This is a genomic window from uncultured Algoriphagus sp. (genome assembly GCF_963974365.1).
Taxonomy (GTDB): domain Bacteria; phylum Bacteroidota; class Bacteroidia; order Cytophagales; family Cyclobacteriaceae; genus Algoriphagus.
Genome location: NZ_CAXBBX010000002.1, coordinates 41,260 through 54,299, shown reverse-complemented (window position 1 = coordinate 54,299; position 13,040 = coordinate 41,260). Strand labels below are relative to the sequence as shown.

Below are 13,040 nucleotides of genomic sequence, written 5' to 3'. Positions count from 1 at the left end.
CGTTTTGGGGAATATCTTTCTCATAAATCGACTAAAACCGTCATTTATTAAGCTATTTGAAGCACACTGGATCTAAGATTTCAATCCTAAATCCTAGACCTTCCTATAAATTGAAGCTTCCTTTTCACAGCGAAAACCCTAAACAGTATTTGGCAATTTTTATCGTCAACTAAAAATGTAAAATATTTAATTCATCACAATTCTTACAATTATGAAGAAATCTGAGAATTATATCTTTAAAATCCTTTATCAGGAATAGATTGGCAATATCCTTGGGGAAAGTTACTTTTGAACAGAAATTGTAATCCATGGCCAAATATCCAAGAAAGAAAAAGACACTTGGACACTTCAAATTCGGAAGTGTTCTTTTCAGCACCACCTTATCACTTTTTATTGTAGGTCTTTTCGGAGTAATCTTGATCCAAGCTAAGACGCTGACCAGCATGATTCGTGAGAATATTGAGGTACAGGTATTTTTAGAGAAAGAAATGGAGCAAAAACAACTGGATGCTATCCATGATAACCTTGCTCAGCGCTCATTTATTCTTCAAAAAGGAGACACGCTGAATCTTAAATTTGTCTCGGATGAGGAAGCTGCTGCTACCTTTATAGAAAGCACAGGAGAAGATTTTACAAAATTCCTTGAAGACAATCCTCTTAGAGATAGCTTTGTATTGACTATTGCTGAAGAATTTCAAACCTCTGAACAGTTGGAAGCTATCGTTAAAGAAATTCAAGCTATACCAGGTGTTTTTGAGGTTTCTTACATGACAGATTTAGTAGACTCCATCAACAAAAACCTACTGAAAGTAAGCTTAGTAATGGGTGGCTTTATATTGATTTTGATTATCACTGTCGTGATGTTGATCAATAATACCATACGATTGGCTTTATTTTCACAGCGCTTTCTTATCCGCTCCATGCAGTTGGTAGGTGCTACACGAGGTTTTATCAGAAAGCCATTTCTTTCAAGGGCTTTTCTTTTTGGTATGATGGCTGGGGCTTTTGCGTCGGTAATTCTCTTTGGTTTAGTGAAATATACCCAAGCCAATATTGAAGGTTTTGCAATGCTTCAAAATCAGCAATTGCTAATGGTGCTCTTTGGTATTTTGATTACTGTTGGCGGAATTTTGTCTGTACTGAGTACCTTGCGGGCAGTGAATAAGTATTTAAATATGTCCTTGGACGAACTCTATTAATAAAATGAGCAAATCATCTTTCCCTTTTTCCCGAAAAAATTACAAGCTGATGTTCATTGGCATCGGTCTTATCATTCTTGGCTTTGTCATTATTGGACTTGATAGTGAGCCTCACGGAAATGGAGTTCTTGGATTGACTATTGGTCCAATAATAACATTGGCCGGTTTTATCTTTGAATTCTACGCGATTTTTGCCAAAACAGAGAGTAACAAATAAGAAGTAAACGTGGAAATAATTGATGCAATTATCCTTGGAATCATTCAAGGTTTGACTGAGTTTTTGCCTGTATCCTCCAGCGGTCATTTAGAATTGGGAAAAGCAATTTTAGGAGAAAGCAAAATGCCTGCTGAAGGTCTAATGTTTACAGTTGTTGTTCATTTTGCAACAGCACTAAGTACAGTAGTCGTTTTCCGAAAGGACATAGCAGAAATCCTGAAGGGCTTATTCAAGTTCCAATGGAATGAGGAAACACAATTTGTAGGGAAAATAATACTTTCAATGATTCCTGCAGCTATTGTCGGAGTTGTCTTCGCAGAGGAATTGGAGACTTTATTTGACGGACAAATTCTCTTCGTAGGCTGTATGCTAGTCTTGACAGCTGTACTTCTGTTTTTGGCGGACAAAGCAAAATTTACCAATCAACCCGTTACTTTCGGACAAGCTTTGATCATTGGAGTTGCCCAAGCAATTGCAATTCTTCCTGGCATATCCCGTTCAGGAGCTACCATCTCCACTTCCGTGTTACTGGGAATTGATAAGGCAAAAGCTGCAAGGTTTTCTTTCTTGATGGTTGTCCCTCTGATTTTGGGTAAAATAGCCAAAGACATTTTAGATGGTGGACTTTCTCTCGAAACCGAAGGAATTGGCTATCTAAGTGCAGGATTTCTTGCTGCATTTGTAGCTGGTATTATTGCCTGTACTTGGATGATCAAACTAGTAAAAAACAGTAAACTCAGCTACTTTTCCATCTACTGCCTTATTGTGGGTGTGATCGCAATTATCGCTGGATTATATTTATAGAATGCAAGATCAACCTTACGGAGAAGTATTTTTAATAGATAAACCTTTTGAATGGACATCTTTTGATGTAGTCAGAAAAGTTCGGAATGCACTGAAAATAAAGAAGGTGGGGCATGCCGGAACATTGGATCCTTTAGCAACTGGTTTACTCATCGTTTGCGCAGGCAAAATGACTAAGCAGATTGATTCATTTATGGGTCAGGAAAAAGAATACACTGGGACGTTTGTAATTGGTGCTACTACAGACTCCTTTGATCTGGAGCAACCAATTTTCCCAGTTGCAGATCCTGGGCACATTACGCTTGAAAATGTGAAAGAAGCAGTTGCTGAGCTCACTGGAGATATTTTGCAAGTCCCTCCTATGCACTCTGCAATCAAAGTAGATGGAAAGCGCGTCTATGAGTCGGCGAGAAAAGGAAAGGTAGTGAAGATGGATCCCCGTCCTGTCACTGTAAGTCAATTTGAAATTACAAAGTTTGAAAATCCAGTTGTCGAGTTTAGAATTGTATGTTCCAAAGGCACCTATATCCGAAGCTTGGCCAGAGATTTAGGTGAGAAACTCAAAGTTGGAGCGTATATGAGTTCGCTTTGCAGAACCAGAATTGGTAATTTCAAACTCTCAGAAGCACATGAGCTTTTACCTTTGGTAGAAGAAATCAAAGCAAGAACGAATGAAGATCTATGAAGGCCTAAGTGATTTCCCCAAGTTCTCAAATGCGGTCGTTACCAGCGGGACGTTTGACGGAGTACATCTCGGGCATCAGAAAATCCTGAATAGAATCCGAGAAATCGCCCGATCCATCAATGGAGAGACAGTTTTAATAACTTTTTGGCCACATCCAAGATTGGTTCTCTATCCAGAAGAGCACAACCTTAGATTGCTGAGCACTTTTGAAGAGAAAGCAAAACTTCTTCGCGAGGCAGGAATTGATCATTTGATCACCATTCCATTTACCAAAGAATTTTCTCAGCTTACTTCCAAGGAATTTATTGAATCTGTATTGGTTGATTCTATCCGAACCAAAAAACTAGTCATAGGATACGACCATCGGTTCGGGAAAAATCGAGAAGGAAGTTTCGAATATTTAAAGGCACATCACGAACAATATGGCTTTGATCTCGAAGAAATATCCAGACAAGATGTGGAAGATATTGGTGTTTCTAGCACCAAAATAAGACATGCACTGGAGACCGGTGACATAGCTACTGCCATTAATTACCTAGGCAGACCTTATGAATTGAATGGATTGGTGATCAAAGGCCAGCAGATCGGAAGATCAATTGGATTCCCTACCGCCAATATTCATATCCCGAACGATTACAAACTTATCCCCAAAGATGGCGTTTATGCAGTAGAGGCTTTGGTCAATGGAGCGCTGTATAAAGCCATGTTGAATATCGGCAATCGACCTACAGTCAATGGAACTCAAAAGACTGTAGAAGCGAATCTGTTTGATTTTCAAGGTGATTTATATGACAAACAAATTACCATTTACCTCAAAGCTTTCCTTCGTGACGAACGAAAATTTGATGGCTTGGAAGCCTTGAAAGAACAGCTTTTTCTAGATCAAAAGAATGCAAAGAACTTGCTATAAACCCAAAATAGATGATCAACAAAACTGTAAAAAATGCACGTGAAGCAGTAGCCGACATTCCTAGCAACAGTATGCTGATGATGGGAGGATTTGGCCTGACTGGAATCCCAGAGAATTGTATCTCAGCTCTCTTAGAAAGAAATATTTCAGGCTTGACCATTGTGTCCAATAATGCCGGAGTAGATGATTTTGGCATCGGCCTTTTGCTAAAAAAGCGAATGGTCAAGAAAATGATTTCCAGCTACGTAGGAGAAAATGCTGAATTTGAAAGACAACTATTAAGCGGAGAGCTTGAAGTAGATCTGATTCCTCAGGGAACTCTTGCAGAACGAGTTAGAGCTGGAGGAGCTGGAATCCCAGCATTCTTCACTCCTGCTGGAGTCGGCACTGAAGTAGCTGAAGGTAAGGAATCCCGTGAATTTGACGGCAAAATGTACCTGCTAGAGAGTTGGCTCAAAGCTGATTTCTCCATCGTCAAAGCGTGGAAAGGTGATACCGCAGGCAACTTGATTTATAAGGGAACAGCGAGAAATTTCAATCCGATGATGGCCGCTGCTGGCAAGATTTGTATAGCTGAAGTAGAAGAACTGGTTGAAGCAGGAGAACTCAATCCAAATGAAATTCATACACCTGGAATATACGTGCAGCGTATTTTCCAAGGAGAAAATTATGAAAAGAGAATTGAGCAAAGGACAGTCACCAGCAAGTGAATAGATCAACTTTAACTTCATTTTTTTCGATGAATCCAAAAACAACCCAAAATGCTTACAAAAGATCAAATAGCTCAGAGAATCGCCAAAGAGGTGCAAAATGGGCAATACATAAATTTAGGAATTGGAATCCCCACTCTAGTTGCCAACTACATCCCGGATAATTTGGAGGTGGTCCTGCAATCAGAGAATGGATTGCTAGGTATTGGCCCTTTTCCTACGGAGGATCAAATCGATCCAGACCTCATCAATGCTGGAAAGCAAACGGTAACCATGGCCAAAGGCTCTGTATTGTTCAATTCCGCAGAATCCTTCGGGATGATTCGGGGTGGCCATGTGCATCTGACTATCCTTGGAGCCATGGAGGTGTCTGAAAATGGAGATATAGCCAATTGGAAAATACCTGGAAAGATGGTCAAAGGAATGGGTGGTGCTATGGACCTTGTAGCATCTGCCGAAAATATTATCGTCGCTATGCAGCATTGCTCGCGCTCCGGCGAATCCAAATTGCTGCCAGAATGCTCCCTTCCCATCACAGGAATCCGTTGCGTAAAGAAAATAGTAACTGATTTGGCAGTTCTTGAAATATCGCCACAAGGAGGCTTTGTCTTAAAAGAACGTGCTCCAGGTGTTACTGTAGAAGAAATTAAATCCAAAACTGCAGGAAAACTATTCATAGACAGCGATGTGCCAGAAATGATTTTTGAATAAAATCCGGAAAAATGAACTCAGGGAACAGTCATGAAGTTAACCTGATTAATTTTGCAAAATCAAAACAAGATTCTATAGGAATCAAACTATAAAGTATGAAGAACTCAGAGATAAAATTCCAAGTCGATTTAGATGAAAACAGTTTCCCAAAGACAATCAAATGGGATGCTTCAGATAAAGAAGGTGCAGGCTTGGAAGACACCAAAAGCATAAGTCTCAATGTTTGGGACAATCAAAACCATAGCACACTGAGAATCGACTTATGGACCGAAGAAATGTCCGTTGTGGAAATGAAGCGTTTTTACATAGACATACTTGGCGGTATGGCTCAAACAATTCTGAATAGTACGGCAGATGAATATATGTCCGAAGAGATTAAGGAACTTTGTGATCGCCTAGTAAAACATGTTAATGAAGAAAATAAGGGCGGTTGATAAGTCCAAAAAAAATCCAAAAGCCCGGCACTGACTGGGCTTTTTGGGTTTTGTAGCTAATAAGGCAAAAATTTACTCTTTTTTGAATTTTTAACGAAACAGTTAACTCAATTCAGGATTCTCAATAAAATCACCTATTAATTTTTGATTTTGAATTGAATCGCTCAGTTTCCAAATAAAACCATTTTTTAAGGTTTTAGATTCATATTATATTTTGCTACGAAAATGCCATTTATTCGTTTTTTAGGCTAATTTTCGCGTATTACAAGATGAATTCTCACCCTGAATTCAATAAACCTAACTATTCAATAAAATAGCCTATGAGCAATTTTACACTCAAAATCAGGACCTCAGTGTTTTTACTCGTACTCCTGGTTTCCCTTACCTCTACCAAGGTCTTTGGACAGACCACTATTTCTGGAACATTGACGGATGCCGACACGAAGGAAACTTTGGTGGGTGTGAATATCCTGGTAAAAGGAAAGGTAATCGGTACTATCTCAGATCTTTCTGGTAAGTACACTTTAAATGTAAATCAGGAACCACCACTGACTCTTGTCTTTTCCATGGTGGGCTATGACACTCAAGAAGTAGAAATCACCACCAGTCAGTCGACCGTTGATATTCAAATGTCGGAAACGGCTATTCTCGGCCAGGAAGTGGTAGTATCAGCATCACGAATGGAGGAAAGTGTGCTACAATCGCCCGTATCCATTGAGAAATTGGACATAATTGCAATTAGAGATGCGCCTCAGGCTAGTTTCTATGATGCACTTAACAACATGAAAGGCGTAGAAATGAGCACACAGTCGCTTATGTTCAAATCCTTCAACACCCGAGGATTTAATGCAAATGGCAATGTGAGAACCGTCCAATTGATTGACGGGATGGATAATCAAGCACCAGGCTTGAATTTCTCAGTGGGTAACATTGTAGGTATTTCCGAATTAGATCTCGAAAGTGTAGAATTGCTTCCGGGTGCCTCTTCAGCGCTTTATGGACCAAATGCCATCAATGGTATTTTATTAATGAATTCTAAAAGTCCATTTCTATATCAAGGCCTTTCTGCCAATGTGAAGACAGGAATCATGGATCAAGGAGATAGAGTGGATAAAAATGGTCAATCTCAGGCAGCTACTGGTTTCTATAATTTCAGTGCGAGATATGCTAAAGCCATCAGTGACAAGTTTGCCTTCAAAGTGAATTTTGAATATTTAAAAGCTGACGATTGGCAAGCAAATGATTTCAGAGATCAATCACTTTTGAACGGGTCTACTATAGAAACAGGAAATACACTCAATAACCCCGCTTATAATGGTGTAAATAGTTACGGTGATGAAACTAACGTAAATATGCTTTCAGTAGCACAGTCAATGGTTGCCGCGGGTGTGTTGCCACAAGCCGCCTTAGTTTCTATACCAAGTACTGCTGTTTCTAGAACTGGCTATTTAGAAAGAGACTTGGCAGATTATGGAACTAAGTCTGTTAAGTTAAATGCTGCCCTTCATTACAGAATCAATGATAATATTGAAGCTGTACTACAAGGAAATCTTGGTTTTGGAACCACTGTTTACACAGGTGCTGATAGGTATTCTCTCAAGGATTTTACCATAGGCCAATACAAAGCTGAGCTAAGGGCTTCCAACTGGTATGTAAGAGCATATACTACTCAGGAGCGTTCTGGAGATGCATTCGCAGTAGGAACAGCTGCCCAAGGTATCAACGAGGCTTGGAAAGCAAGTACTCAATGGTTCCCTGAATACGTAGGTGCTTATGCGCAAGCAGTTGGAGTAGGTCTTCCTTCAGACCAGGCTCATTTAGCAGCAAGAGCTTTTGCAGATCAAGGACGATACATGCCTGGTTCTCCTGAATTCCAGAATGCACTAAATACAGTCACCTCTAAACCTATTCCAGGCGATCAGAATGGTGTTGGTGCAAGATTCGTGGATAGTAGCAATTTGTATCACTTTGAGGGCTCTTATAATCTTTCAGAGCAAATCAAATTTGCGGAAATTGTGATTGGAGCTAACTATAGAATTTATGACTTAAATTCAAACGGAACCATTTTCGCGCTTGATGAAAATGGAGATGAATTTAATATCCAAGAATATGGTGGATACATTCAAGGCTCTAAGAAGTTGTTCAACAATAAATTTAAATTGACCGCTTCAGCTCGATACGATAAAAATGAGAATTTTGCAGGCCAGTGGTCTCCAAGAGTTTCAGGAGTATTTACTCAGGGTAATCACAATTTCAGAGCTTCTTATCAAACAGGTTTCCGCATTCCTACCAATCAAGATCAATACATTGATTTGAATACCCCTCAAGCTCGCCTGATTGGTGGTTTACCATTCTTTGCAAATCAGTATAACTTGAATGCTAATCCAGGTTATACGCTTGCAAATGTGACTAGTTATGGAGCGGCAGTTCAACAGTCTACTCAAGATCCTACCATTCAAGCTCAGGCTCTGGCAATAGTACAACAACAAGTAGCTGCTGGTATAATCACTCCTGAACAAGCACCTGCTAAGGTTGCTGAGACAGTCGGCTTTTTAGCTGCCCAAGCTAACATTGGTCAACTTCAACCCTATGAAATCAAAGAATTCCAACCTGAGCGAGTGAAATCTTTTGAAGTAGGTTACAAGGGCATCTGGGGTACCAAATTATTGGTTGATGCTTATGCATATTTCAATAGATTTGAAAACTTCAATGGTAGTCAAGTGTTAGTTCAAGATGCTACAGATGCAGGTCTTGCTGGTCCTAATGCGATCACAGGCTTGAACTTAATTGGAGCGATCACAGGAGCTAGAAATATCTATTCTATGCCAGTCAACAGAACTGAGATTATCAAATCGTGGGGATGGGCAGCAAGTATGGATTACAAACTTCCAAAAGGATACACTGTTGGAGGTAATGTGTCATTCAACACTCTTTCAAACTTGGATGAGTTAGCTGAGACCGGCTTCCAGCCTAGTTTCAATACGCCAGAGTATCGTTATGTATTGAACTTTGCTAACCGTGAGGTTATCGATAATCTTGGATTTGCACTTGCTTACAGATGGCAAGGAGAGTTTGCTTGGCAGTCTACCTTTGTGAACCCATCAGTTTCCAGTCAACAATTATCTGTAGTCCCTGCATTTGGTACTTTTGATGCCCAGGTTAGTTATAAGTTGAAAAGCATCAAATCTATCTTGAAAGTAGGTGGATCAAATCTCTTCAGCAAAGGATATACCCAAGCTTGGGGAAACCCTACTGTAGGAACTATGTATTTTGTCAGCTTAACGTTTGACGAATTCTTGAATTAAAATTAACATAACCCAATTTACACTAGAGCCTTCCTTATTTATAGGAAGGCTTTTTTGATTTTAGGATTAGTGGGTTTTGCAACTGATTTCAGACAAAGGCTGAAAGAATAAAAAACCTAATTGTCTTATCTACAAACATCCTATTGAATTCTGACTTATCCGCATTAAGGGCTGTAAGACAAATCCAATAAAAAACTTCATGTCTGTAGTAAATCAATACCATTGATTCGCTCACTGCCTTCTCCACAACTTTTAATACTTTTAAACCTACACCTAAGATCCAATTCTGTCTTGCTATTGTTCTTGGAAAGAGGTTTGAACTTTGGTTTTAATCAAAAATAGGACCATCACTGAAAGTGATGATCCTATTTGTTTTAACTGCAATTCAGCTATACTATTCCCATTCTTTATTCAAGGTACCAAGAAAACTCACTAGATCTCTGATTTCTCTTTTAGTAAGTAACGCTTTCATATCAGGCATACTGGAAGGTGAATTCTTACGCTCAGCTATGTTGGTATTCAGAATCAATGTATCAGGCTTGGCTCCTACTTTAACCACTAAGCCCTCTTCCTTTTCTTCCATCAATGTTCCATTGATAGACGTTCCATCTTTTAGCTCAAGTTGTACCAAACCATATCCAGGAGCCAATCGCTTACTTGGATCGATCAAAGCTTCCAGAAGTTCAGTTTTAGTTGCTCTATTGGCTACGCCGTTCAAATGAGGACCAGCCACTCCACCCATGTCATCGTAACCGTGACAACGGATACACTGAGCCGTCTGATTCTGGAAGAAAATATTTCTACCTACTCGCACACTTCCGCCTTCCAGAGCCCCACTGTAAAGAGCTACTAAATCTCCTCCAGTTCTTTCTTTCTGAATCTGGTCATATTTAGTTCTGAGATCAGCAGAGCCAGTTTCATCAATAGCTTCTTCCAACTCAATCATCACTTCATTTGGTAATTTATTTTTTGACAGATCATCCAATAAAGTATTCCAAAGTGGAAGCTCCGCTGAATTTTCAAGATTACCCAAACTAAGTAAAGCGGACTGCTTCTCTGCTGTAGTTCTGTTTTGGATCACATCTTGAAGTAAGTTCACCATCAGCTCTTGAGAAATATCTGTCTTTGTCAATAAATCCAGACCGACCACTCGAACAGCTCTTGAATTATCCTTCATTGCTATCTCGATAGGACCCGATATTGATTCCGGATTAGCATTAGAAAGTGCCAAAATAGCCGCAACACGAACATTTTCTGATTGATCATTTTTCAATAAAGACACTAGCTTAGCTTCAGCATCCGCAATCTTCAATTTGCCAATTGCTTTCACGCCAGCTACACGAACTTCCTCGTCTCTATTATTTAAAGAACCAATTAAAGTTGTTTTTGCAGACTCTTGTATTGGGCCAAGCTCTCTCTCCACTTCGCCACGATTTCTTCCATCCACGCGATCAAGCACAGATGGTTTTGCCCAAGTACCTAAAGTGGCAATTGCTTCAGCCTTCAAAACCGAATTTACGCCCGGTTTAGCAATGTAAGCTAAAAGATTATCCATTGCCTCCTGAGTTCCCACTCTCAAGTTTGCCCCAATCGCTCTTCTGATCAATGGTTCATTTTCAAACTTGGTGGTAACCAAAAGATCACCCAAAGCTGGTAAAGCACCTTCTATAGAAAAATCATCATTGATGGCTCTAGCTGCTTCCGTCACGATGTATTCATCAGTATCACCAAGGAAAACAGCAATCCCTGGCTCAGCCATTCTACGAAGCGCCAGCACTGCACCCAGACGAACTGCATTAGAAGGATGCGATGAAAGTGCTAAAATTGGCTCTTTCTTATTGATTCTTGCCAAAGCTAAACTTGCTGCATGGCGTAAAAACGCATCTTCATCATTATTTGCTTCCAGTACTGCGATCAATCCATTGACCGCAGGCTCGTAAGCAATTCTACCCAAGGCTTCTGAGGCAAAAAACCTAACTCTAATCTCACTATCTGATAATAATGGCATCAATTCCGCTCCAGCTTTAGCATACTTTATATCTCCAAGCCACTTCGCCGCCTGTGCGCGAATCTCAGCATCCTGATCTTTAAGCAGCGGAATCAATTTGTCTGCATAATCCATTTTCTCCATTCTTGCCAGTTGACTGATCCCAACTATTGAATGAATTCTAGCTAGTTGATTCGTACTTTGGCTGATAGCTTCGCTAAACACCTTAGCTCCATCTTCTCCTCTTTTTGCCAATTCAAATTGCGCTTTTCTTCGAATCCTCAAATCCGCATCACTCAAATAACCCCCAAGTTCTGCATCCGTAAGTGTTTTGAAGTCAGTTTTCATCACTTGAGCAGTGACCTTCCTTGCTTCCCAATTTGCACCTGCCTCATCCTCAATTTTCCAAACCCGACCGTAGTTTTTGGTATTCCAACCCTCTATCCAATCTGCAAAATATAGTGATCCATCCGGGCCAAAATCCAAACCAGTTGCCAACACACCTGACATAATATTTTCTGTTTGGGACATTTTGAAAGAAGCTCCATCAGGTACCAATTTGAAGGCATGAATTCCTGATCTAGTAGGGTTACCTACAAAAGATGCTACGAAAAAGGTGTTTTTCCACTTTTCAGCCAAAGCAGTCCCTGGATTGTAAACCATTCCTGTTGGGCCATTGATGTAGTTTTGAATTGGTGGAGTGATGTATGCTGCCTGACCTTCATGCCTAGGGATATAAAGTTTCTCATCCATCCAGACTTTGTAGGTATTGTTATCTGGATCACGGTATTTTCCGAATTGCCAGTTGGTTCTCCAGCCCGTATCAGATCCATTCACTAAGTATACTAGCCTTTCACTTTCTCCCCCATGATCCCCATCATTATCTACCGAGATCAGATTATTGTACTCATCAAAAGTAAATTCATGTGTATTTCTTACGCCCATTGCGAAGACCTCAAAGTCAGATCCATCGGGGTTCGCTCGGACCACTACCCCTCTATTTGGATACTTCCATTCTGTGCCATCTGGCCCTACACCATTAAACCCAATGTCTCCTATTCCCCAGTAAATACGTCCATCAGGCCCTTGCTTTAGCCCAGACATTCCATGTCCTCCAAAACCTACATGAACCCCATAGCCGTGAGATATGGATACTTTTTCATCCATGATCCCATCTCCATTGTTATCACTAAGTCTCCAAAGATCAGGTCCTACTCCAATAAATAAATTATCATCAAGTTTGAGCAAAGCACCCGCCACATCAGTAGTCACATCGTTGAAATCCTGAACCATAATCTGCGAATAGTCTGCAAGACCATCCCCATCTCTATCTTCAAGTCTGTATAGCTCTTCTCTCTCCACAGTCATGTCTCTCCAGTCATGCGATCCGTCACCGTTCACATCTCCAAGCCAGGTATTTTTATCAGACATTTCCGGAGAAAGAGTTTTTTGAAGAAAAGCTCTTTTTTCATCTACAGTCTGAAGGCTTATAGATGCGATTTCCCAATCCTGATGAGATCTAATATCAAATTCGGAATTTTTTTGACGGTTGGTTCTCGTATAGTACAAGCTACCATCTTCCGTCACCTGAATAGAAATTGGATCATAAACCAACGAGTCAACCGCCCAAAGGGAAAGTTTAAGACCAGGACTTAGCGTGGGGTTGATTGCTCCTTCTGCAGCTTCCACCATTGGAGCGATCTCTTCTTTGGTAAGTGTGCGTTCTCTGAGGTCCACTTCCTCTTCTTTAGCGCAGGAAAATAAGAGTGGAATTGCTGCTGCCAAAATGATTTTGGCGTAGTGATGTTTAATTTTGGGTTGAGGCATAGGTTAATTTTATTATATGAATATCAGCTTCTCTACCAGTAAGTTGGTAGAAGCAATGTAGGGAATGTTAAATTTAAGAATTGAGGCCGATTCGGTCTTCGGTCTTCCGACCAGATTAGCAAAGAATCTAAGGTGACTGGCATCATTGGGGATAATCATATTTTATTATTCCAATCTTGAAATTAACAAAATTAAATGTGGCTTGCTTGCCATTAATCAAAAAGGGTTGTAAAAACAAAAATCCCGACCAA

Annotated in this window: 10 protein-coding genes; 9 read left to right on the top strand and 1 reads right to left on the bottom strand. The window is 40.2% G+C overall.

Annotated elements, in window-relative coordinates; translation table 11 throughout:
• Positions 1–308: 308 nt before the first annotated feature.
• The 9 genes from AACZ87_RS02745 (at position 309) to AACZ87_RS02705 (ending at position 8,975) form a co-directional block, all read left to right on the top strand.
• Positions 309–1,199 carry a permease-like cell division protein FtsX gene (locus AACZ87_RS02745; protein WP_339864615.1) on the top strand — a complete coding sequence of 297 codons (891 nt, stop codon included), beginning with the start codon at positions 309–311 and terminating at the stop codon, positions 1,197–1,199.
• A 4-nt stretch (positions 1,200–1,203) separates the two neighbouring features.
• Positions 1,204–1,416 (top strand): DUF3098 domain-containing protein, encoded by a 213-nt coding sequence (locus tag AACZ87_RS02740; protein WP_339864613.1) that lies wholly within the window; start codon positions 1,204–1,206, stop codon positions 1,414–1,416.
• Between the two features lie 9 nt (positions 1,417–1,425).
• Complete coding sequence (locus AACZ87_RS02735) at positions 1,426–2,220, top strand: undecaprenyl-diphosphate phosphatase (RefSeq protein WP_339864611.1); 795 nt, start codon at positions 1,426–1,428, stop codon at positions 2,218–2,220.
• 1 nt (position 2,221) lies between these two features.
• A complete protein-coding gene (gene truB / locus AACZ87_RS02730; protein WP_339864609.1) occupies positions 2,222–2,905 on the top strand; it encodes a tRNA pseudouridine(55) synthase TruB in 684 nt (227 codons plus the stop codon).
• Positions 2,892–3,815, top strand: a complete 924-nt coding sequence (locus AACZ87_RS02725; RefSeq protein WP_339864608.1) for a bifunctional riboflavin kinase/FAD synthetase — start codon at positions 2,892–2,894, stop codon at positions 3,813–3,815. Before truB ends, AACZ87_RS02725 begins: the two co-directional genes overlap by 14 nt.
• A gap of 11 nt (positions 3,816–3,826) precedes the next feature.
• Positions 3,827–4,525 (top strand): CoA transferase subunit A, encoded by a 699-nt coding sequence (locus AACZ87_RS02720; protein WP_339864606.1) that lies wholly within the window; start codon positions 3,827–3,829, stop codon positions 4,523–4,525.
• Positions 4,526–4,576: 51 nt separating this feature from the next.
• Positions 4,577–5,236, top strand: a complete 660-nt coding sequence (locus tag AACZ87_RS02715) for a 3-oxoacid CoA-transferase subunit B (protein ID WP_339864605.1) — start codon at positions 4,577–4,579, stop codon at positions 5,234–5,236.
• 95 nt (positions 5,237–5,331) lie between these two features.
• Entirely contained in the window at positions 5,332–5,670 is a 339-nt protein-coding gene (gldC, locus tag AACZ87_RS02710) for a gliding motility protein GldC (RefSeq protein ID WP_339864604.1), read from the top strand.
• A gap of 320 nt (positions 5,671–5,990) precedes the next feature.
• Positions 5,991–8,975, top strand: a complete 2,985-nt coding sequence (locus AACZ87_RS02705) for a carboxypeptidase-like regulatory domain-containing protein (RefSeq protein WP_339864602.1) — start codon at positions 5,991–5,993, stop codon at positions 8,973–8,975.
• 394 nt (positions 8,976–9,369) lie between these two features.
• On the opposite strand, the gene AACZ87_RS02700 is transcribed toward AACZ87_RS02705, so the two are convergent.
• A complete protein-coding gene (locus tag AACZ87_RS02700; RefSeq protein ID WP_339864600.1) occupies positions 9,370–12,789 on the bottom strand; it encodes a HEAT repeat domain-containing protein in 3,420 nt (1,139 codons plus the stop codon).
• Positions 12,790–13,040: the final 251 nt, after the last annotated feature.